Consider the following 21562-nt stretch of genomic DNA (forward strand, 5'->3'; position numbering starts at 1 on the left):
CTGACGTCGTGCTGGGCCTACGCAGGGGTCACCGCCGTCGCGTCGAGGTAGTCCTCGTCGACAGTCATGCCCAGACCCGGTCCGTCGGGCAGGGTCAGGCGTCCGCGCTCCGGCTGGGGAGCGTCGGGGAAGATGCTGTCTCCGATGCCCTGCAGGCCCGGGTGGATCTCGACCGTGTCGCCGTTGCGGACACCTGCGATGAGGTGCATGTTGAGCTGGCTCCACCCGCCGGCCGAGGCGAGCGTGACGTTGTGCGCTGCCGCGAGTGCTGCGACCCGGCGGACCTCGGTGAAGCCCGAGGAGTACACGACGTTGGCCTGCAGGATGTCCACGGCACCGGCGTCCACGAACTGTCGGAACCGCCACAGGTTGCCCTCCATCTGTCCCGTGGCCACCGGGGTCCCCGTGCGGTGCCGCAGGTCGGCCAGCTGTGCAGGGTCGTTGCCGGCCAGGGGCTCCTCGAACCACGCGAGGTCGGCGTCGGCCAGTGCACGGCTGAGCTGTCGGGCCTCCAGTGGCGAGAACTCGCAGTTCGCGTCGATGGCCAGGGCGATGTCCGGACCGATCGTCTCGCGCACCGCTCGGACCCGGGTCGCGTCCTCGCGCCACCCGCCCGCGCGGCCGCCCACCACCATCTTGAGACAGTCATAACCCGCTGCCACCGCGTGCTGGGCTGCCTCGACCAGCTGGCCCTGGGTGTAGGTGGAGGCGCCAAAGGTCACGTAGGTCGCGACACCGGTTGCGTGTCCGCCGAGCAGCTCGGCCACGGACCGCCCCGCCCCGCGGCCGTGGGCGTCCCACATCGCGATGTCGAGGGCGGCGACCGCGCTCGCGACGACCCCGGTGAAGCGGCGCTGGTTGAGCCTCTGCTCGATGAGCGTGTGGATGCCCTCCACGTCCCGGACGTCCCGGCCCCGCACGAGGGGCAGCAGCTCGTCCACGAGGACCGCCCTCACGGCGGTCGGCAACAGCTGCCCCGTGACGCCGAACCCGGAGATCCCACCGTCCGTCCGGAGCTGGCAGGAGACGAAGCGACGACGACCTGCCGGCCGGTCGAGCAGGGGGAGCACGACGGGAGCGCTGTGCACCCGTGCCGTCAGGGTCTCGAGGCGAAACACGTGACTCCTCAGTCGGTCTGTGAGGTGGGTGCGGTCGGGGCCGAGTCGGCTCCGTCGGTTGAGGCCGGGTCCGCTTCCGCCGGATGTTCCCGCAGCGCGTGCTCGACCCAGCGCGCCGAGGCGATCACCTCGGGGACCCACTCCCTCCGGGCCTCCGGCGTGAAGCGGTGATCCGGCCCGGTGATGTTGAGGGCGCCCAGAACCGCCCCTGCGGGATCACGCACCGGCGCCGCGATCGAGGCCAGGTTGGCTGCCCGGTGGCTCTCGCTCGTGGCGTAGCCCAGCGTCCTGATCTCGGCCAGCTGGGACTCGACGGCCGCTCGCGCCCGGGCGTCCAGATCGGTGCGTGCCTGGAGGTATGCCGTGCGCTCGCCGGGGTCGAGATGGCTCAGGATCGCGAGCGAGGGGGAGCCGAGCAGCAGCGATATCGGCTGGCCGATGTCCCGGTAGGTGCGGTGCAGCTCGTGCCGCGACTCCACCTGACGCAGCACGACCCGGGTCCAGCCCTGGCGGATGTGCAGGGCCGCCGTCTCCCCGGTGCGGTCCCGCAGCCCGACGAGGGCGATCCCACCCACGGTCCCGAACTCGCCCCACTGCCGGGTGTACGCGTCCGCCAGGGCGACGGTGCGCCCGCCGAGGGCGAACCGGCCGGTCTCGCCCGCCTCCCGCACGAGACCGGAGGAGGCCAGGGTCTGGAGATAGCGCCAGGCGGTGGTGCGGTTGAGCCCGAGACGCGTCGCGGCCCGGGCCGGCGTCAGCACGGACTCGTGGTCATCGAACAGGAAGAGCACGTCGAGCGCCCGCTTGACGGACTGGACCGGAGGTGGTGAAGTGCTGTTCATTACCTGAACAGTATCGTTCATGATGTGAACAGTCCAGGAGGCGCAGGTGTCGGCTGACCGCTCCCCGAGCCCGACCGGGCCGACCTTCCCGTTCCAGGCGGTGGTCCTGGGGGCGTTCGTGCCATCGGTGCTCTTCGGGATCGCGATCGGTGTCGTGCTTCCCCTCCTGCCGTTGTCGGCGACGCGGCTGGGAGGGGGCCTTGCCACCGCGGGGGTGATCGCGGCGCTGATCCCGGTCGGCAAGATCATCGCGGACCTGCCGGCGGGTGCTCTGGCGGCCCGCATCGGGGACCGCGGCGCCATGCTGCTCGCCGCCGGGGTCGGCATGGTCGGTCTCGCCTGTGTCGCCGTGGCGACCGAGTTGTGGCTGCTCGGTGCCGGAGCGCTGGTGCTGGGGGCCGCCACGGCGGTGTTCAACCTCGCCCGCCACGCCTACCTGACGGAGATCACGCCGGCCGACAAGAGGGCCAGGGTCCTGTCCACGCTCGGAGGCATGCACCGGATCGGCTACTTCATCGGCCCCTTCCTGGGAGCCCTGGTCGTGGCAGGCGCCTCGATCCGTCCGGCGTACTGGCTCGCGGCCGGCTGCGCAGCCCTGGCCGCCGTGGCGGTCCTGGTGGTCCGGGATCCGGCTCATCTGCGCACCACTCGAGGTGACCGCCCCGGCCCGCCCGTGACGCTGCTCGGTGTGATGGCTCGTCACCGCCGGCTCTTCGTCACGCTCGGCCTGACGACGTTCCTGGTGGGCGCGGTGCGCGGCGCCCGGCAGACGGTCCTGCCGCTGTGGGGTGAGCACCTGGGCCTGGACCCGGAGGTGATCTCCCTGATCTTCGGGCTGTCCGGGGCACTGGACATGCTGCTGTTCTATCCGGCCGGCAAGGTCATGGACCACTTCGGGCGGCTCTGGATCGGGATCCCCTCGATGGTGGTTCTGGCGATCTCGATGACCCTGCTGCCCCTGGCGCACACCATCCCGACCCTCGCGCTGGTCGCCGCCCTCATGGGGCTCGGCAACGGGATCGGGTCCGGCCTGATCATGACCGTGGGGGCAGACGTCGCTCCGCCGGGGGAGCGGGCCGCCTTCCTGGGGGTCTGGCGGCTGTTCCAGGACACCGGGGACGGCGCGGGACCGCTGGTGATCGCGGCAGGAGCCGCGCTGGGCTCGTTGGCTGCCGGCATCTGGGTCACCGCTGCCCTCGGGGTGGGTGCCGCTGCGGCGCTGGCGCGGTGGGTGCCGCGCTACTCCGAGCACGCCAACCGGACAACCAGGCTCCGAGCCGGTCTCACCGCCCGTTAGGCCCGCCGGTGGCGTCAGGGGCCTCCGCACGTGCGAGGGCCTGCGCGATCGTCTCGCCCGTCGCACCGAGCGCCTCCGAGACGGACCGGGCGGCGTCCCGGCACAGGAGGCCCAGCTCCTCGACCCGCTCGTCGGGCACGCGCAGGGCAGGCACCGACACCCCGATGGACCCGAGCACCGAGCCACTGACGTCAAAGATCGGAGCGGCCAGGGAGCGGATGCCGGGGGTGCGCTCCGCGTCGGAGTAGGCGAATCCGCGGCCCCGTGTCCGGGCGAGATCCGCGCGAAGGGCATCGGGGTCCGTGATGGTGCGCGGCGTCGCCGACTCGATGGGCTCGGCCAGGTAGCGCTCCTGCTCCGGACCAGGCAGGAAGGCGAGAATCGCCTTCCCCGGGGCGCCGTGCACGATCCGGATGGGCGACCCGAACTCGGTGTAGGTCCGGCGCAGCTCCTGGCGGCTCTCCACCTGGTCGATCACGACGCGCCGACCGCCGGGGATGTGCTCGTGCACCCCGACGGTCTCGTTCGTCTCGTCGCGCAGCCACTGGGCGTGCGGGCGAGCGGCCGAGCGCAGGGTGCCGGCCAGTGCCCCTCCGGTCGCGAGCTGCACGACCAGGGGGCCCAGCGCATACCGGCGATCCAACGACTGGCGGATCAGGTCGTTCTCCAGCATGGAGCCGAGCAGACGGTGCACGGTGCTGGTGGAGAGCCCGGTGCGGCGTGCCAGGTCGCTGATGCCGAGCTCCGGGTTGGCGGCATCGAAGCACCGCAGGATCTGCACAGCACGGTCGATCGACTGCACCTTGGTGTGTCGCTGTCCGTTCATCCGCGTCCTCCGAAGCCGCCGGTGAAAAGTCTCGTCGCACCCCTTGACCCTCTGGGTGATGGCGCCTACTGTAAGCCCTCAGAAGTTCCGAGATGCGAAATACGTGTCCCAAGATGCGGGAAAGGCCCCCATGCTTCCACTAGATGGCTTCCGAGTCCTCGACCTCACCCGATTCCTGTCCGGTCCCTACTGCACGATGGTCCTGGCCGAGTTGGGTGCCGATGTGATCAAGATCGAGCAGCCCCACACCGGTGATGACTCCCGGCGCCTCGCGCCGAAGGTCAACGGGGAGTCCTACCCCTCGGCGATGCCGAACCGGAGCAAGCGGAGCGTGTCCCTCGACCTCAAGACGCCCGAGGGCCTCGACGCCTTCCTGGAGCTGACCAAGACCGCGGACGCGATCATCGAGAACTTCCGGCCCGGCGTGGCGACCAAGCTCGGGATCGACTACGACGCGGCACGTGCGGTGCGACCCGACATCCTCTACTGCTCGATCAGCGGGTTCGGCCAGACCGGTCCGTACCGGCACCGCCCGGGGTTCGACATCATGGCGCAGGGTCTGACCGGTCTGATGCGGATGACCGGTGACGGGTCCCGACCGGCCAAGGTCGGCATCGCGATCAACGACATCGCCGCGGGCGCGACCGCGGCCTACTCGATCCTCGGGGCCCAGATCCTGCGCAGCCGGACGGGCGAGGGGCAGTACATGGACATCTCCCTGGTCGAGGCCGGTCTGGCCTGGACGGTCTGGGAGTCCGGTGCCTGGTTCGGTGGCGGCGAGGTGCCGCAGGCGACCGGCACGCGGCACCGCCGCTCCTCGCCCTACCAGGCGTTCCGCACCTCGGACGGCTTCGTGACGGTGGGCGCCGCCAACGACCGGCTGTGGGAGCGGCTGGTGACCGGCGCGCTGGAGCGGCCCGAGTGGCTCGAGGACCCGCGCTTCGCGACCCTTCCGGACCGGATGGCGAACCTCGACGAGCTGGAGCGGGAGATCGAGCTGATCACGGAGACCCGCACCACCGAGGAGTGGATCGAGGTGATCGACCGGGCCGGCGTGCCGTGTGGTCCGGTCCTGACCTACGACCAGGCCCTTGCGGACCCCCAGGTTGAGGCGCGTGGTGTCGTGACCGAGGTGGAGCACCCGATCATGGGGACCATGCGGACGATCGCGCCGCCCACGAAGTTCTCCAACCTGCCGGACTACGGCGTGCGGAACCCGGCGCCGTGGCTCGGCCAGCACACGACCGAGCTGCTGTCAGAGGTCGGGCTGGACCGGGCGCGGATCCAGGAGCTGTATGCCCGGGGCGTCGCCTTCGATGCCCACCCGGATCTGCACGACGACGCCGAGGTGGCAACGACCGCGTCGGCCGAGGGGGCGCGTCGATGACCGCCGAGGTTGCCCAGCAGGAGCTGGTCGTCGAGCGGGAGGGTGCCATCGCGACGGTCACCCTCAACCGCCCCCAGAGCCACAACGCCATCACGATCAACATGTACCGGTCGCTGCCGGACGTGCTGGGTCCGTTGGAGGCAGACAGCTCGGTGAAGGTCGTGGTGCTTCGCGGAGCGGGCGAGAAGTCGTTCGCGTCCGGTGCAGACATCTCGGAGTTCGAGCGGGAGCGCGGCAGTGCCACCGCGGCCCGGAACTACAACGAGAAGGTCGCGGCCGCGGAGCAGGCCCTGGAAGGGCTGACGAAGCCGACCATCGCGATGATCCACGGCTACTGCATCGGTGGCGGTGCGGGCCTCGCCCTGGCGTGCGACATCCGGTTTGCCGACTCCCGGGCCAGGTTCGCCATCACCCCGGCCAAGCTCGGGCTCGTCTACAGCCTGGAGTCCACCAAGCGGGTCGTCGACCTGGCCGGGCCCTCCCGGGCGAAGTGGATCCTGATGGGCGGTCTGCAGATCCAGGCTGCGCGGGCCGTGGAACTCGGTCTGTTCGACGAGGTGCTCGACCCCGAGGAGCTGGAGACGCACACCTACGAGTTCGCCAGGACTCTCACGGAGCGGGCCCAGTTCAGCGTGCGGGCGGGCAAGGAGATGGTCCGTCGGGTGGTGGGGGGCCAGGCCCGGGACGACGAGGCGACGACCGAGCTGCGCAACTCCTCGTTCGACACGGACGACTTCGCCGAGGGCGTGCGTTCCTTCCTGGCCAAGCGCCCACCGCACTTCACCTGGTCGTGACCGCGTCGATGAGCGGGTCACTGCCCAGCCGGACCGCTTTCCCGGAGGCGGTGGCCGCGGCAACGTCCGCCGCCGGGTCCGGGACCCAGGAGTTCGGCGACTTCTTCCTGTCACGGTTCCTGGGGCTGGACATCGCCTTCGACGACGAGGACCGCACGTGCACGGTCCGGCTGCCCTACGCCCGACACCTCACGAACCCGCAGGGCGCGGTGCACGGCGGCATCCTGACCACGGCCATAGACATCTCGATGGGCCACCTCTGCCAGCGCCACCTGTCGGCGTCGGTCACCGTCGAGATGCAGCTCAGATTCTTCCGCCCGGTGACGACCGACTGCCTCGCGACCGGTCGATTCATCCGGGCGGGCCGGCGGCTCGTGCACGTCGAGTCCCGGATGACCGACACGGCGGGCGACCTGGTCGCCTTCGGGGTCGGGACCTGGCACAGGCTCGACGCCCTGGCGCCACGCAGTTCGTAGCACCCCCTGAGTCTGCGGCCTCGCAGGCCACAACCGACCGGCAACGAAGCCGGGATAGGAGAAGAGTCGATGCGCAACAGGATCATCGCCGGAATCGGTGCAGTGACGCTCACGATCACCCTGGCCGCCTGCGGAGGCGACGGCGGCGGCGGTGAGGCGGGGGAGTACCCCTCGGACGAGCTGGACTGGACGATCGCCTTCGGCCCCGGAGGCGGCAACGACATCATGGCCCGCACGATGGTGGACATCATCAACCAGTACGAGCTCTATCCGGAGGACATCCGGCTGGAGAACCGCGAGGGTGGCAGCGGCGCCACGGGGTGGGGCTATCTGCTCAACCAGCGCGGCAGCGGCTACGGCATCTCCACCACCTCCGGCTCGTTCATCACCACGCCGCTCCAGGCCGACACCGGCTGGACCTATGAGGACTTCACGCCGGTCGGCCTGTTCGCGACCGACGACGCGCTGTTCGTGGTGCCGGGCAGCAGCGACATCAAGACCTGGGAGGACTGGGTCGAGTTCGCCTCCGGCGAGGAGAGCGTGGTGGTCGGCGGCATCGGCACGATCAATGTCGACTTCATCATCCACGAACTGCTGGCCGAGGCCGCCGGCTACGAGATCGAGTACGTCCCCTTCAACGAGGAGGGGCAGCTCCAGACGGCACTGCTGTCGGGCTCCCTGGACGGGATGGTGTCCAACACGGGCTCGATCCTCGGACAGATCGAGGCCAAGGAGGTCACGCCGCTGCTGTTCACCGGTGCCGAGGCGCTCCCTGCGCTCCCCGACGTGCCGACCGGTGTGGACAAGGGCATCGAGAACCTGCCCGCGATGCCACGCGGCATGATCCTGCCCCCGGACGCTCCGCAGGAGGCCCAGGACTGGTGGATCAAGACCATGAAGGAGGTCGTCGAGACACCGGAGTGGCAGGAGTACATCGAGTCCAACTACCTCACCGAGAAGATCCTCTGGGGCGACGAGTTCTATGAGTCCCTCGGGACGACGGTCAACGACTTCACCGAGATCCTGACCGAGGCCGGGGCACTGTGACGCCGATGGCCTCCGTCGATCACCGCCCAGAGGTGGCCCCTCCGGAGGAGCCGTCGCCGCCGACCGCCAACCGGCACGGGTGGTCGGCCAAGCTGGTCTTCTTCGTGGTCCTGCTCGTCGTCATGGCCGCCTACACACAGCTGGCCTTCCAGATGGACTGGGTGACCAAGGCTGGTCGGATCGGCCCGGGGTACTTCCCCCGCATCATCGGGGTCGCCGCCACCCTGTTGGCCGCGTTCGGGGCGTGGCACAGCTGGCGCCACCCCGGTGACGAGTCCGACGTCGTCGAGGAGGAGATGGGTGAGGGTGACCTCGGCAGACACCCCATGGCGATGCTCGTCATGGTGCTCGCCTCGCTCGTCCTGCTGGTCACCCTGCTCTCGCTCGGCGCCATCGTGGCCTCCGCCGTGTTCATGCTCGCGGTGCTCAGCTATCTCAACCCGGGGCGCTGGGTCACCAACCTGGTCCTCGCCGTCGCGGTCCCGTTCGGTCTGTACCTGCTGTTCCAGACCGCGTTGAACGCCGGGCTCCCCTCAGGCATCCTGCCGCGCTTCTGACCCCCGCGGCACCCGACTGAAAGAGTGGTATGGAAATCTTCGAGGCCCTCGGCGGTGGCATCGCCACCGTCCTGACGCTGCAGAACCTCTTCCTCCTGGCGGCCGGTGTCACCGTCGGCATGATCGTCGGCGTGATGCCTGGGCTGGGCCCGTCGGCCGGGCTGGCCATCCTGCTCCCGCTCACCTTCGGACTGGACCCGTCCGGAGCGATCGTCATGCTGGCCGCTGTCTACTACGGCTCGATGTATGGCGGCACGATCACCTCGGTCCTCATCAACACCCCTGGCGAGTCGGCCACCGTCGCGAGCACCTTCGACGGCTATCCGCTGGCCCGCCAGGGTCGGGCCGGCCCGGCACTGGTCATGGCGGCGATCGCCTCGTTCGTGGCGGGCACGGTCGGTGCGGTCCTCATCAGCTTCTTCGCGCCGATGACCGCCTCCGTGGCCAAGACGTTCGGTCCTCCCGAGCTGTTCCTGGTGGTCGTGGCCGGGCTGCTCACCCTGATCGTGATCATCGGCAGGAACAAGCTGCTCGGGGTCCTGTCTGCGCTCCTGGGCTTCGCGCTCGCCACGGTGGGTATCGACGTGGGGGTCGGTCAGCAGCGCTACACCTTCGGGTCCACCGAACTGATCAACGGCATCGACTTCGTCCCCGTGGCCATCGGTCTCTTCGGCGTCGGCGAGATCCTGTACACCCTCTGGCGCGGTGGGCACAAGGAGTCGATCGCCTACGCCAAGGTCACCGTGCGCGATCGGGCGTTCTGGCCGACCCGGCAGGACTACCGGGACTCGAGGGGCGCCATCACCCGCGGGTCCCTCCTGGGCTTCTTCGTCGGGACGGCGCCCGGTGCCGGAGCGACCGTGGCCTCGCTCATGTCCTACAACATGGAGAAGTCCGTCTCCAAGACCCCGGAGAAGTTCGGCAAGGGTGCCATGGCAGGTCTGGCCGGTCCCGAGGCGGCCAACAACGGCGCCTCGGCGGGTGCGATGGTGCCGCTGCTGACGCTCGGTATCCCGGGCTCCGGGGCGACCGCGGTGCTCCTGGCCGGTTTCCTGATGTGGGGCCTGCAGCCCGGTCCGCTGCTGATGGAGCAGAACCCGGACTTTGCCTGGGGGCTCATCGCCAGCATGTACCTGGGCAACGTGATGCTGCTGCTCATCAACATCTTCATGATCCCGAGCTTCGCCAGCATCGCGCGGGTCCCGTTCCGGCTGCTGGCACCGATCATCATCGTGCTGTGCGTCATGGGCACCTTCACGGTCAACGGCAGCATCATCGAGGTCGGGATCATGCTCGCGTGCGGCGTCCTCGGCTTCTTCATGCGGCGCTACGGCATGTCGCCGGCGGCGCTCGTGATCGCCCTGGTCCTCGGGCCGCTGGCTGAGGAGACGCTGCGACAGACCATGGTGATCTCCGGCGGCGACATGACGATCTTCCTGCAGCGCTCGACGTCCGTGTGGCTGCTGGTGCTGATGGCGCTCCTGCTCCTCATCCCCCTCCTGGGCCCGTGGATCCGGCGCATTGTGGACGCGCAGGTGCGGGACCTCGGACGTGCCCGCCGCTACCGTGAGCGGCAGGAACGAAAGAACACGGTGACCGGGCCGGACGCGGACGTCGCAGCGGGTGAGGACCGGCGCGAGGGACACGGCTCCGCCGAGCACGAGAAGGACCCAGCTGGCCACGCCGGCCCGGGAGGCACCGCGTGACCGCCCGACCCGTGTCAGGTGCCCCGGTGTCGGCGTTCGGGGAACATGAGCCTGACACCGACACCATCTGGAATCTCGAGAGGACCGCATGACTGCCCCGCGCTATGCCGTGGTGGGTGGTGGCATCGTGGGTGCCGCCGTCGCCCACCGACTGCTGGAGACCGAACCGGACGCCTCGGTCACCGTGCTGGAGAAGGAGTCCGAGCTGGCCCAGCACCAGACCGGACGGAACAGCGGGGTGGTCCACGCGGGGATCTACTACACCCCTGGCTCACTCAAGGCACAGCTGTGCCGCCAGGGGGTCGGGATGCTCAAGGACTTCTGCGCGGAACACGACATCGCCTACCGGGAGATCGGCAAGGTGCTGGTCGCCCTCGATGAGACCGAGGCCGGGCGGCTGGGTGACATCGAGAGCCGGGCGCACGCCAACGGTGTCCCTGGCGTGCGACGCCTGGGACCGGACGAGCTCACGGAGATCGAGCCCCACGTGCGGGGCGTGGCAGGGTTGCACTCACCGACGACGGCGATCGCGGACTTTCCCGGCGTGACCCGCAAGCTGGCCGAGCTGGTTGTGCAGCGGGGCGGGCGGGTCCGCACGAGCACCGAGGTGGTCGGACTGCGCAACACGGCGAGCGGGGTGTCGGTGACCACCAGGAGCACAAACGCCGGTCGGCCAGGCCGCGGTGCCGGTCCGGAGGAGGAGGTCGAGCGGTTCGACACGGTCGTCCTCTGCGCCGGGTTGCACGTGGACCGGCTCGCCCGCCAGCTCGGTGCCTCCGACGAGCCGCGCATCATGCCGTTCCGGGGGGAGTACCTCCGGATCCGTCCCGAGAAGCGCTCCCTGGTCAACGGGCTCGTCTACCCGGTGCCTGATCCGCGCTATCCCTTCCTCGGGGTGCACCTCACCCCGCAGGTCGACGGCGAGGTGCTGGTGGGTCCCAACGCGGTGCTGGCGCTCGCCCGGGAGGGCTACACCTGGGGCACGGTGTCCCCGAGGGACCTGGCCGACACCGTGTCCTGGCCGGGGTTCCTGCCGTTCGCCCGCAAGAACTGGCGCACCGGCGTCGCGGAGATGGCCGGCTCGTTGAGCCGGCGTCGGTTCGTCGCCGCGGCCCAGCGCTACGTCCCGGATCTCATGCTGGGGGACGTGCTGCCGGGCCGACACGGGATCCGTGCCCAGGCCATGGACCGCGACGGCAGCCTCGTGGACGACTTCCGGATCGACCTGCAGGGCAGCGTCGTGGCACTGCGCAACGCGCCCTCGCCTGCGGCCACGTCCAGCCTGGCGATCGCGAGCTATCTCGTGGACCGGGTCCGGGGCGCGCAACCGGAGGTGGCCTCATGACACCGCGGGAGGCCCTCCCCGGGGACCTCTGGTCGATCCTGGCGACGCCGTTCGACGCGGACGGTGCGCTCGACCACCGGTCGATGAGGCGACAGGTGGACTTCGTCCGGGCGGCCGGCGCCAGCGGTGTCGTGGCGCTGGGTGTGTTCGGCGAGGCCACCTCCCTGAGCCTGGAGGAGCATCGCGCAGTGGTCCGCACGGTGGCGGAGGCTGCCGACGGTCTGCCGGTTGTCGTGGGCGTCGGCGCCCGCAGCACCGCCGTCGCCGTGGAGCAGGCGGTCAACGTGGTTCACGCGCTGCGCGATCGCGCCGGGCCACGGGCACTGATGGTGATGATCCCGTCCGGTGAGGCGATGGCCACCGTCGCGCACCTGACCGCGGTCCACGAGGCCAGCGGGTTGCCCGTCGTGCTCCAGGACTATCCGGCGTCATCGGGCGTGCGCATCAGCCCCTCCGGTCTCGCGGAGGTCGTGCGGCGCTGTCCGTTCGTCTGTGCGATCAAGGCCGAGGCCGCTCCCACCGCGCCGGCGATCGCCGAGCTGTTGGCTGCGGCCGGGTCCTCGGACGTCGGAGCGGTCCCCGTGTTCGGGGGACTGGGTGGCGTCGGACTGGTCGACGAGCTGAGCGTCGGAGCGTCCGGCGCGATGACCGGTTTCAGCCACCCCGAAGGGCTGCGCGCGACCCTGGACGCCTTCAACAAGGGTGGCTTCGGGGCGGCCCGGCAGGCCTGGGCGCGCTGGCTGCCGATCGCTGTGTTCGAGGCACAGGCAGGGATCAGTCTCGCCCTGCGCAAGGCGCTCCTGCAGCGACGGGGTGTCCTGGGCCAGGCCACCGTGCGGCCACCCGCGCCAGGCCTGCCGGCCGCGATGAGTGACCTCGTGGACCGGCACGCCGCGAGCGCGATGGAGCTGCTGGCACCGGGTGCGGCAGCACGCCGGACAGGGGTCCCGACCGTGGAGGTGACACCATGAGACTGGGCCTCGAGGAGCGGGCGGCCGTCGTGCTGGGTGCCACCTCCGGGCTGGGCAGTGCGGTGGCGCAGGCACTGGACGAGGAAGGAGCTCGGGTGGCCGTCGTGGGTCGCGACGCTGACCGGACCGGGGCCAGAGCCGCCGAGCTGGCCTCCGGTGCCCCGATCGTGGCCGACCTGAGCCAGGCAGGGGCGGCGGCAGCGATCGCCGACGCCGCTGAGCGGGCTCTCGGCCCGGTGGAGATCCTCGTGCTCAACGGTGGCGGGCCCCCGCCGGGCACGGCCACCGACCTCACGGCAGAGGGGGCCCTCACGGCGTTCGACCTCCTGCTGCGCACCCACGTCGATCTCGTCCAGCGGATCCTCCCCGGCATGCGCGAGCGTGGCTGGGGACGGATCGTGGCGATCGGCTCCAGCGGTGTCCAGCAGCCGATCCCCAACCTCGCCGCGTCCAACGTGGGGCGGGCGGCGCTCGCGGGATACCTGAAGACCCTGGCCGCCGAGGTCGCCGGCGACGGCGTCACGGTCAACATGGTGCTGCCCGGTCGCATCGCCACGAAGCGGCTGGCCGCCCTCGACGAGGCCGCCGCGGGCAGGACGGGGCGCACCGTGGCCGAGGTCCGGGCGACGTCACAGGCGAGCATCCCCGTCGGACGCTACGGCGAGCCGGAGGAGTTCGCCGCCGTCGTTGCCTTTCTGGCCAGCGACCGTGCCTCGTTCGTGACCGGCGAGGAGATCCGGGTCGACGGCGGCATGGTCCGTGCCCGCTGACCCGGACACGACGAGGCGACCCACCGAGCAGGGAACTGACCCGCCGACCGCGGCGAGCGGCATACCGACCGATCCGAGGAGTTCACATGCACCTGGCCACCATCACCGAGCAGTCCGCCGAGACACCCGTCCTGGTGGATCCCGACCGCGGGGTCATCGCCTTTGCCGCGCTCGGGAACGACGTGCCGACGGAGCTGCTGGAGGCGATCCGTGCAGAACGGATCACCGAGCTCACGGAGCGTGCTGCCGCTGCCCCCGACAGCGCCTTCCGCCCGGTGGACGCGGTGCAGTTCACGGCGCCCTACCGGCACCCGCGGATGATCTGGGGCATCGGGTTGAACTATGTCGACCACGCCAGCGACCTGTCGGAGAGCGTCCCGGAGGAGCCGGCCTCCTTCATCAAGCTGGACCACACCATCATCGGCCCCGGCGACCCGATCCCGATCCCGGTGCAGAGCCAGCGGACCACGAGCGAGGCCGAGATGGGCCTGGTGATCGGACGGCACTGTCGCAACGTCGAGCCCGAGGAGGCTCTCGACTACGTCCTCGGCGTGGTGAACGTGCTGGACCAGACGGCCGAGGACATCCTGCAGCGGAATCCGCGCTTCCTGACCCGGTCCAAGAACTTTCCCGGCTTCTTCTCCTTCGGACCGCGCATCGTGCCCCTCGAGGAGGTGGCAGCGCACGCCGGCGGCGTCCCGAGGATCCAGGTCTCGACCGTCGTCAACGGTGACCAGATCCGCAGCAACACCGTGGAACGGATGCGCTACTCACCGGCCTCCCTGATCAGCTTCCACAGCAAGGTGATGCCTCTCCAGCCGGGCGACATCATCTCGCCAGGGACCCCGGGAGCGATCCACGTGAGTCCCGGCGACGTGGTCGAGTGCCAGATTCCTGGGCTCGGGGTGCTCCGCAACCCTGTGGTTGCTGGCTGACAGGGCACGACGGTGCGACACTTCGGGGGTGACCACGGCGACCCGGATGCACGGCCCGGTCCTGACGGAGTTCAGGACGACCGACCCGCAGCGGGCGCACGCCCTGATCGCCAAGGCCTACTCCGACAACCGGCTGCGGGTCAGCGGGAGCCCACAGGACTTCCGGTTCAGTCAGCGGCGGGTCGACCTGGGGCCCGTGCAGCTCGACATGCTGCACAACACGATGACCACGAAGTACACGATGCATCCGCTCGAGCGCCTCGTGGTGTCCCGGACGCTCAGCAGGACGATGGATGTCGAGGTCGGCCGCTCGCACCAGCGCGTCGGGGTCGGTGACGTCATCCTCATCGCGCCGCCGGACCAGCCGTACCGGACCTGCGTCCACGGGGCCAGCCTGCAGCTCATCGGGGTCGACCTGGCTCTGCTCGACGCACTGACCGAGGGGGAGGACGAGCCCGCGTCCGTCCGGGTCAGCCGGTTCGTCAGGACGCCCCTGTCGCCCGGTGCCGCCCTCAGCTGGCAGCGCACGGTGGACTTCGTGACGGAGCTGGCCGAGCGCGACGACGAGGCATCCCGCAGCCCGCTCGTCCTCGGCGCGGCGGGGCGACTCCTCGCGGCCACACTGCTCGCCGTGTTCGACCCTGCTGCGGTCAACCCCTCGGGCGCCACGACCGGTGACGTCTCCACCGCGACGACCAGGCGTGCCATCGACTACATGGAGTCCAACCCCGATCTCGACCTGGGGGTGACGGACATCGCGCGCGCCGCCAGCGTCTCGGTCCGCACGCTGCAGCTGGCCTTCCGCAAGGACCTGAACACGACGCCGATGGCGCACCTGCGGCGGGTGCGTCTGGATCGCGTGCACGCCGAGCTCGCCCAGTCCGTGCCCGACGGCACCACGACGGTCACCTCCGTCGCCGCCCGCTGGGGCTTCCTCAACAGCAGCCGGTTCACAGCGCACTACCGCAGGGTCTACGGCGTCCTGCCGAGCGAGACGCTGCGCGCGTGACCGCTGGGCCGCAGTGGGCCCTTGCGCTCCCGTCGGTACGGGTGTGCGTTCTGGGGACTGGTCGGGCGCTCGCGGGTGACGCAGACTTGCTCGACAAGGTGATCGAGGTCCAGGAAGAGGCATGGTGCAGGGAGAGGAACTGGCCCGACTCGTCGAGCTGCTGAGCGCTGAGCCGGAACTCGGCTACACCCTCGAGCAGGTCGTGGAGCAGGCGCTGGCCAACGTGCCCGGGTGCGAGTTCTGTGCCGTCTCCCTCTGGCGGGACCGTGACATCGAGCACGCGACCGCGACCGACCCCGTGGCGCGGGAGCTGGACCACCGGCAGGTGGTGCTCGGTGAGGGACCGGGGCTCGAGGTGTCCTGGGACCACGAGATCATCAGGATCCCGGACCTGGCCACCGAGACCCGCTGGCCACGGTGGGTGCGGGAGACCCGCGAGGCTGAGATCGGCTCGTCCCTGACGCTCCTGCTCCCCGTGGACGGCCGGACCGCCACGCTCAGCATGTACTCGCGACGGGTCCGGGCCTTCGGCCAGGCCTCCATCGACCTGGCCGCGGTCTATGCCCGACTCTCCGGAGTCGCCGTCCAGCAGGCCTACCACTCCGTCGGGCTACGGACCGCGCTGCAGAGCAGGCTGACGATCGGAGTCGCGCAGGGGATCCTCATGCAGCGGTACGGCATCTCCCTCGACCGGGCCTTCGAGGTGCTGCGCAGACGATCGAACGAGACCAACACCAAGCTCCGCGACGTTGCGCTCGCGATCGTGCAGCAGGCAGACCCCGTGGCCCTGGGCGGCACGGCGGCGGGCGTCGGACCGGGGGAGGAGTCCGCTGTCGCGGACTCCCCACGTGAGCCGCGCGGTGAAGGCGCGAACCTCACCGCGCCCGCCTCGGTGGAGCCTCCGGACGGTCCGGTGAAGGACGGTGGCTCCCGCACCGTGGTCACGGTGACCCCGGCGACCGCCTTCCCCGCCCGGCGGTAGACCTCAGGACGTGTGCCGGCGGGGGCGGTCCCACGCCAGTGCCGCGAGGGCCAGTGCGCCGACCAGGAGCCCGAAGTCACGCAGGGCGACGTCGAGGTAGTCACCCATCGTCAGGAGGTTGACGATGATGCCAGCGAGCCAGGCCGCGACCAGCAGCCCGCCGAACCGTGGCGTGATGGCGACGACGAGACCAGCAACGATCTCGACGACGCCGACCAGCAGCATCGCCTGGTGCGCGGTGCCGGGCACGAGGTTGTCGATCCACGGGGCCAGGTAGGCGTCCCAGTCGGTCAGCAGGCCGAAGAACTTGTCCAGGCCGAAGGCGATCGGGGCGACGACGAAGACCGTGCGCAGCAGGAAGAAGGCACGGTCCGCGCCGGTGGCGGAGCCGTCCGGGAACAGGTGGTGGGCGGAGTTGTGAGCGGCCGGGTGGGGTGCGTGTGAGGTGGCCATGACCGGGCTCCTTTCTAAAGGTTGATGTTTTCTACGTTAGACCTCCCAGTGTCTATCGTCAACGGTTATCTGTTTTAGAAGTTCTGGGCGCCCTCGGCTCCGCGCGGCTAGGAGGTGGCCGGCTCCAGGCCACTGCGTTTGAAGGTGGTCGTGATGACGGAGACGTCCACGCCCGTGAGTGCCGTGGACCACCCCGTGCCGGTCGTGATCGAGTCCAGCTCCTCCATCGTCGCGGCAGCCACCTCGACGACGAACTGGTGGTCGCCGGCGATGCGGGTGGCATACCGGACGAAGGGCGCGCGCTCCAGGGAGTCCGCGACGGTCTGGACGTCGGCCGGCTTCGTCCTGACCCAGAGGAAGGCCTTGGCCGGATAGCCCAGCGCCACAGGGTCGACCACGGCGCGGATCAGCAGTCGGCCGGAGCGTCGCATCCGGTCGAGTCGGCGCCGCAGGGTCGCCTCGGACAGGCCGGTCAGCCGCGCCAGCTCCTCATAGCTCCGACGCGCATCCTGCTGCAGGGCCTCGACGATGGTGCGCTCCGTCCGGTCGAGGTCGTCCAGGCTGCCGATGTGGAGCTCGTCGGGCTGGCAGGAGTCCTCCAGCAGCAGGGCCTCCGCGTCCGGGCTGAGAAGGCCGGGGCGCCACTGGTGGACTGTCCGGACGTAACGCAGCACCGGCCAGACGAAGGCCTCCCGGACGCCGGGGACTGCCGGCAGCTCGTCCAGGACCAGGCGCTCGATGCGCTCGGGAGGGCAGCTGGCGTGCGCCACCACATCGAGATGACCGGTGAGGGCGTGGCTGTAGATGGTGTCGGCGCGCCCCGCGAGGGCCCGACCCGTGACGCGGATCCGTCCCGGCTCACAGTGGATCCCCACCACGGCCCCGGCCGCAGGGAGGGTCATCCCGGTGACCTGCACCTCGCCCGTGGACAGGAGCCGCCTCCCGCGGCGCGACACGGTCCGTTCCTGCTCTCCCAGCGCCCGGGCGATGCGGACCCAGGGTGCCCTGCCATCCACCTGGAGCGCGGCCACGATCTGATGATCCAGTTCGTCGAGCATTCGGCCACCAACCTCTCCGCCAACTGCAGAATCAGACGCCAATATGGCCGATTCTGTCATATGGGCAGAACTGTTGACCGTGTCGAAGCAAATCTCTACGGTCAGTGGCATCTGAGCGCCGACGATGCCGCACCCCCAGGAGGACTCCCATGACGACCCTCGACTCCGCCCGAGCCACGACGGCCGCCCCTGCCAGCACTCTCCGGGACAGGATCTCGCGCTACGGTCCGGGGCTGACCCTGGCGATCGGCTCGGTGGGCGCCGGCGACATGGTGACCTCGCTCAACGGTGCCGAGAAGTTCGGCATGGGTCTGCTCTGGGCGGTCCTCGTCGGGGTGCTCGTCAAGTACACCCTGACCGAGGCGGTCGGTCGTCTGCAGCTCGGCAGTGACCGCTCCCTGATGGGCAACCTGGGCCGGGCCGGGCGATGGCTCCCCTCGCTCTTCCTCGTCGTCGTCCTGGTGGTGGCCCTGCTGTATGGCGCGGGGCTGAGCTCGGTGGCGGCGCTGGCGGTGACCGCGATGGCACCCGTCCTGCCGGCGCTCCCCACGACGATCGTGATCGGGTTGGTCTCCGGGGTGCTGGTCATCGTCAACCGCTACTCTCGCTTCGAGACCATGATGATCGCGATGTCCGCGATCCTGGTCGTCGGCATGGGGCTGCTCGCGGTCCTGACGCTGCAGAACATGGACTCGCCGGGGATCGTGGCCTCCACGGCGACGGTCTCGCTGCCGGAAGGATCCGTGTTCGCCGTCCTGGCGCTCATCGGCGGCGTCGGCGGTGGCGTCGGTCTGGGGTTCTACGGCTACTGGATCCAGGAGAAGGGGTGGACCGGCCGGGAGTTCCTGGGCACCGTCCGCCGCGACACGGCGCTGTGCTACATCCTGATCTTCGGGTTCGCCGTCGCGATGGCCGTCATCGGCACGGGACTGCTCTATGCGACCGGTGAGAGTCTCGCCGGCACCGAGGGCCTGGCCAACCTGGCGGGACCGGTGGCCGCCATGGCCGGTGGCTTTGCCCGGGTGGTCTTCCTGATCGTCTTCTTCTTCATCGTCTTCAGCTCGATCGTGGCCGGCTTCAACGGCATCGCCTACCTGGCCGCTGACGGCATCCGCGTTCTGCGAGGCATCCCGGAGGCCGAGGCGGCACGGCACGTGTCCACCCGGTCTCCCGTGTTCCGGGGCTCCGTGCTCTTCATGATGCTCGCGACGATCGTGGTGAGCGCGATGGGCGCACCCGTCCAGCTCGTGCTCCTGTATGCCGCCACGGGCGCCCTCTTCCTGCCGCTGCTGGCTGCCGCGCTGCTGTGGCTGCTCAACGGCACGCACGTCGCCAAGGACCTGCGCAACGGTCCCCTGTCCAACATCGTCCTGGTCACGGCGCTGGTCCTCTTCGGGCTGCTCGCCGTCCTGCAGCTGATGGAGGTCCTGAGTTGAGCGAGCTCGTCGACAAGACAGCGGTCGAGCTGACCCGTCTGCTGCGGGTCAAGGAGGTCTCGGCCCGGGAGGTCCTCGAGGCACACCTCGCGCGTATCGACGAGGTCAACCCGCTGGTCAATGCGGTGGTGACCCTCACGGAGGACAGCGCTCAGCAGGCCGCGCGGCACGCCGACGAGCAGCTGGCCGCGGGTGCTGAGGTGGGCCCGCTCCACGGACTGCCCATCGCGCACAAGGACACGCTGCCGACCGCCGGGGTCCGCACGACCTACGGGTCGCCGCTGTTCGCCTCCCACGTCCCCGACCAGGATCACCTGATGGTCGCCAGGGAGCGGGCGGCCGGCGCCATCGCGATCGGCAAGACCAACGTCCCGGAGCTCGGTCTCGGGTCGCACACCACCAACCCGGTCTTCGGTCCGACCCGCAACCCCTATGACCTCGGCCTCAGCGCCGGGGGCAGCAGCGGTGGGAGTGCCGCGGCACTGGCAGCCCGGATGGTCCCGATCGCCGACGGCAGCGACACCGGCGGGTCCCTGCGCAACCCGGCCTCGTTCTGCAACGTCGTCGGGCTGCGGCCGACCCCGGGCCTGGTGCCCTCCTGGCCCGAGACGTTCGGCTGGGGCCAGATCTCCGTCAAGGGCCCGATGGCCCGGACGATCGAGGATCTCGCGCTGATGCTGTCGGTGGTCGCCGGCCCGGACGACCTGAGCCCCCAGTTCCTCGGCATCCCCGGCGCGGACTTCACGGCACCGCTGGAGAAGAGCATGTCCGGCGTCCGGATCGCGTGGGCCCCCGACCTCGGGGGCCAGGTGCCGCTCGATGCGCGGGTGCGTGAGGCCCTCGCGCCACTGCGGACCACCCTCACCGACCTGGGCTGCCACGTCGAGGACGCGTGCCCGGTCCTCACCGAGGCGGATGAGGTGTTCCTGGTGCTGCGCGCCCTGCAGTTCGAGGTGGCCTACGGCAGGCTCCTCGACGAGCACCGGGACCAGCTGAAGCCCGATGCGATCTGGAACATCGAGGAGGGGCGGCGCCTCACCGGGCCAGAGGTCGGGCGGGCGGAGCAGCTGCGCACGACCGTCTACCACCGGGTGCAGCGGTTCTTCGAGAAGTACGACTTCCTGGTGACCACCGTGAGCCAGGTGCCCCCGTTCCCCGTCGAGGTCCTGTACCCGGACGAGGTCGACGGCGTGCCGATGCGCAACTACCTGGAGTGGATGCGCTCGTCGTACCTCATCACGGTGACCGGCTGCCCGGCCCTCTCGGTGCCGGCAGCAACCACCTCCGACGGTCTGCCGGTGGGCCTCCAGGTGATCGGCAGGCCGCGCTCCGACTTCTCGGTGCTCCAGCTCGGTCACGCCGTGGAACAGGCCGTCGACCTGAGCGGGCTCCGTCCCCACCTCGGTGCCCTCAGCGCATCTCCCTGACCAACCCAGCACCACGCGACCCACCATCTAGGAGGACATTTCATGGCCCTGCAGGACTTCCCGCGGTATCCGTTGACCTTTGGCCCCAGCCCCGTCCACCCGTTGCAGCGCCTGAGCGAGCACCTCGGCGGTGCCCGGATCTGGGCCAAGCGCGAGGACTGCAACAGCGGCCTCGCCTTCGGCGGCAACAAGACCCGCAAGCTGGAGTACATCGTCCCCGATGTGCTGGCCCAGGGCGCCGACACCCTCGTGTCCATCGGCGGCTACCAGTCGAACCACACCCGGCAGGTCGCTGCCGTCGCGGCCCGGCTCGGGCTGAAGGCCGTGCTGGTGCAGGAGAAGTGGGTCGACTGGCCCGACGTCGTCAACGACCGCGTGGGCAACATCCAGCTGTCCCGCATCATGGGCGCCGACGTCCGGCTGGACCCGTCCGGCTTCGGCGTCGGCTTCAAGGACTCCTGGCGCCGTGCCCTGGAGGACGTGCGAGAGGCGGGCGGCGTGCCCTACGGGATCCCCGCCGGCGCCTCGGACCACAAGCTCGGCGGGCTCGGGTTCGCCAACTGGGCCGACGAGGTGGCGGTGCAGGAGCAGGAGCTCGGGGTGTTCTTCGACACCATCGTGGTGTGCTCGGTGACCGGGTCCACCCACGCCGGGATGATCGCTGGCTTCGCCGGCCAGGACCGGCCGCGCCGGGTCATCGGCATTGACGCCTCCGCCAGGATCACGGAGACCCGGGAGCAGGTGGAGCGCATCGCCCGCAACACCGCTGAGCTCATCGGTCTGGACCGGGAGCTGCGCGACGACGAGATCACCGTGCTGGAGGGCTGGGCCGGTGACTACTACGGGATCCCGGTCGAGTCCACGCTGGAGGCGATGCGGCTCACGGGCCGCCTCGAGGGGGTCATCATCGACCCCGTCTACGAGGGCAAGTCGATGGCCGGGCTCATCGACCTGGTGAGCAGCAGCGAGATCCCCAAGGACTCCAACGTCCTGTACGCCCACCTCGGCGGACAGCCCGCTGTCAACGCCTACAGCGCGCTGTTCACCGGATAGCTCTCCGGGCTCCGGCCTCGCTGTGCTGAGGGGCTAGCGTGCTCCTGTCGGATGTCGTCCAGAAGGGATACGA

General features: G+C 70.2%; 21 protein-coding genes. 16 read left to right on the top strand and 5 right to left on the bottom strand.

Going from position 1 to position 21562, the window contains the following annotated elements; all coding sequences use genetic code 11:
• Positions 1-17 precede the first annotated feature (17 nt).
• On the bottom strand, positions 18-1118 hold the full coding sequence (locus tag DA085_RS07345; protein ID WP_109472290.1) for a mandelate racemase/muconate lactonizing enzyme family protein: 1101 nt from the start codon (positions 1116-1118) through the stop codon (positions 18-20).
• Positions 1119-1126: 8 nt separating this feature from the next.
• The gene (locus DA085_RS07350; RefSeq protein WP_161958442.1) at positions 1127-1960 is read right to left on the bottom strand and encodes an IclR family transcriptional regulator; all 834 of its coding nucleotides are present in this window, start codon (positions 1958-1960) and stop codon (positions 1127-1129) included.
• Positions 1961-2006: 46 nt separating this feature from the next.
• Here DA085_RS07350 and DA085_RS07355 point away from each other — a divergent pair, with 46 nt between their 5' ends.
• Positions 2007-3257 (top strand): MFS transporter, encoded by a 1251-nt coding sequence (locus DA085_RS07355; protein WP_109472292.1) that lies wholly within the window; start codon positions 2007-2009, stop codon positions 3255-3257.
• On the opposite strand, the gene DA085_RS07360 is transcribed toward DA085_RS07355, so the two are convergent.
• Positions 3244-4083 (bottom strand): IclR family transcriptional regulator, encoded by an 840-nt coding sequence (locus DA085_RS07360; RefSeq protein WP_109472293.1) that lies wholly within the window; start codon positions 4081-4083, stop codon positions 3244-3246. The genes DA085_RS07355 and DA085_RS07360 overlap by 14 nt on opposite strands.
• A 130-nt stretch (positions 4084-4213) precedes the next feature.
• Between DA085_RS07360 and DA085_RS07365 the strand changes: the two genes are divergently transcribed.
• The 12 genes from DA085_RS07365 to DA085_RS07420 all read left to right on the top strand — a co-directional run bounded on the left by DA085_RS07365 (position 4214) and on the right by DA085_RS07420 (position 16062).
• The gene (locus DA085_RS07365) at positions 4214-5470 is read left to right on the top strand and encodes a CaiB/BaiF CoA transferase family protein (protein WP_109472294.1); all 1257 of its coding nucleotides are present in this window, start codon (positions 4214-4216) and stop codon (positions 5468-5470) included.
• Entirely contained in the window at positions 5467-6264 is a 798-nt protein-coding gene (locus tag DA085_RS07370; RefSeq protein WP_109472295.1) for an enoyl-CoA hydratase-related protein, read from the top strand. The genes DA085_RS07365 and DA085_RS07370 overlap by 4 nt, the downstream gene beginning before the upstream one ends.
• 8 nt (positions 6265-6272) lie before the next feature.
• Positions 6273-6740: a PaaI family thioesterase gene (locus tag DA085_RS07375; protein ID WP_154402126.1), complete on the top strand. Its 468-nt coding sequence runs from the start codon at positions 6273-6275 to the stop codon at positions 6738-6740.
• A 69-nt stretch (positions 6741-6809) separates the two neighbouring features.
• Positions 6810-7787 carry a Bug family tripartite tricarboxylate transporter substrate binding protein gene (locus DA085_RS07380; protein WP_109472297.1) on the top strand — a complete coding sequence of 326 codons (978 nt, stop codon included), beginning with the start codon at positions 6810-6812 and terminating at the stop codon, positions 7785-7787.
• Between the two features lie 5 nt (positions 7788-7792).
• Positions 7793-8344, top strand: coding sequence for a tripartite tricarboxylate transporter TctB family protein (locus tag DA085_RS07385; protein WP_109472298.1), 552 nt, complete (start codon positions 7793-7795; stop codon positions 8342-8344).
• Between the two features lie 29 nt (positions 8345-8373).
• Positions 8374-10050, top strand: coding sequence for a tripartite tricarboxylate transporter permease (locus tag DA085_RS07390; RefSeq protein ID WP_109472299.1), 1677 nt, complete (start codon positions 8374-8376; stop codon positions 10048-10050).
• Positions 10051-10138: 88 nt separating this feature from the next.
• On the top strand, positions 10139-11395 hold the full coding sequence (gene lhgO / locus DA085_RS07395; RefSeq protein ID WP_109472300.1) for an L-2-hydroxyglutarate oxidase: 1257 nt from the start codon (positions 10139-10141) through the stop codon (positions 11393-11395).
• On the top strand, positions 11392-12366 hold the full coding sequence (locus DA085_RS07400) for a dihydrodipicolinate synthase family protein (RefSeq protein WP_109472301.1): 975 nt from the start codon (positions 11392-11394) through the stop codon (positions 12364-12366). Before lhgO ends, DA085_RS07400 begins: the two co-directional genes overlap by 4 nt.
• Complete coding sequence (locus DA085_RS07405; RefSeq protein ID WP_109472302.1) at positions 12363-13136, top strand: SDR family oxidoreductase; 774 nt, start codon at positions 12363-12365, stop codon at positions 13134-13136. The genes DA085_RS07400 and DA085_RS07405 overlap by 4 nt, the downstream gene beginning before the upstream one ends.
• Positions 13137-13222: 86 nt before the next feature.
• The gene (locus tag DA085_RS07410; protein WP_109472303.1) at positions 13223-14071 is read left to right on the top strand and encodes a fumarylacetoacetate hydrolase family protein; all 849 of its coding nucleotides are present in this window, start codon (positions 13223-13225) and stop codon (positions 14069-14071) included.
• 28 nt (positions 14072-14099) lie between these two features.
• Complete coding sequence (locus tag DA085_RS07415; protein ID WP_202619135.1) at positions 14100-15080, top strand: helix-turn-helix transcriptional regulator; 981 nt, start codon at positions 14100-14102, stop codon at positions 15078-15080.
• A gap of 121 nt (positions 15081-15201) precedes the next feature.
• Positions 15202-16062 (top strand): GAF and ANTAR domain-containing protein, encoded by an 861-nt coding sequence (locus DA085_RS07420; protein ID WP_109472304.1) that lies wholly within the window; start codon positions 15202-15204, stop codon positions 16060-16062.
• 3 nt (positions 16063-16065) lie between these two features.
• On the opposite strand, the gene DA085_RS07425 is transcribed toward DA085_RS07420, so the two are convergent.
• Positions 16066-16515: a hypothetical protein gene (locus tag DA085_RS07425; RefSeq protein ID WP_109472305.1), complete on the bottom strand. Its 450-nt coding sequence runs from the start codon at positions 16513-16515 to the stop codon at positions 16066-16068.
• A gap of 107 nt (positions 16516-16622) precedes the next feature.
• Positions 16623-17573, bottom strand: coding sequence for an Lrp/AsnC family transcriptional regulator (locus DA085_RS07430; RefSeq protein ID WP_161958443.1), 951 nt, complete (start codon positions 17571-17573; stop codon positions 16623-16625).
• A gap of 149 nt (positions 17574-17722) precedes the next feature.
• Here DA085_RS07430 and DA085_RS07435 point away from each other — a divergent pair, with 149 nt between their 5' ends.
• The 3 genes from DA085_RS07435 to DA085_RS07445 are packed head-to-tail and all read left to right on the top strand — an operon-like array spanning position 17723 to position 21489.
• On the top strand, positions 17723-19009 hold the full coding sequence (locus tag DA085_RS07435; protein ID WP_109472307.1) for an Nramp family divalent metal transporter: 1287 nt from the start codon (positions 17723-17725) through the stop codon (positions 19007-19009).
• The gene (locus DA085_RS07440; protein WP_109472308.1) at positions 19006-20436 is read left to right on the top strand and encodes an amidase; all 1431 of its coding nucleotides are present in this window, start codon (positions 19006-19008) and stop codon (positions 20434-20436) included. The genes DA085_RS07435 and DA085_RS07440 overlap by 4 nt, the downstream gene beginning before the upstream one ends.
• Before the next feature lie 42 nt (positions 20437-20478).
• Positions 20479-21489 (top strand): 1-aminocyclopropane-1-carboxylate deaminase, encoded by a 1011-nt coding sequence (locus DA085_RS07445; RefSeq protein ID WP_109472309.1) that lies wholly within the window; start codon positions 20479-20481, stop codon positions 21487-21489.
• Positions 21490-21562: the final 73 nt, after the last annotated feature.

The sequence above is a fragment of the Ornithinimicrobium cavernae genome, from assembly GCF_003121625.1.
In the GTDB taxonomy this organism is placed as follows: domain Bacteria; phylum Actinomycetota; class Actinomycetes; order Actinomycetales; family Dermatophilaceae; genus Ornithinicoccus; species Ornithinicoccus cavernae.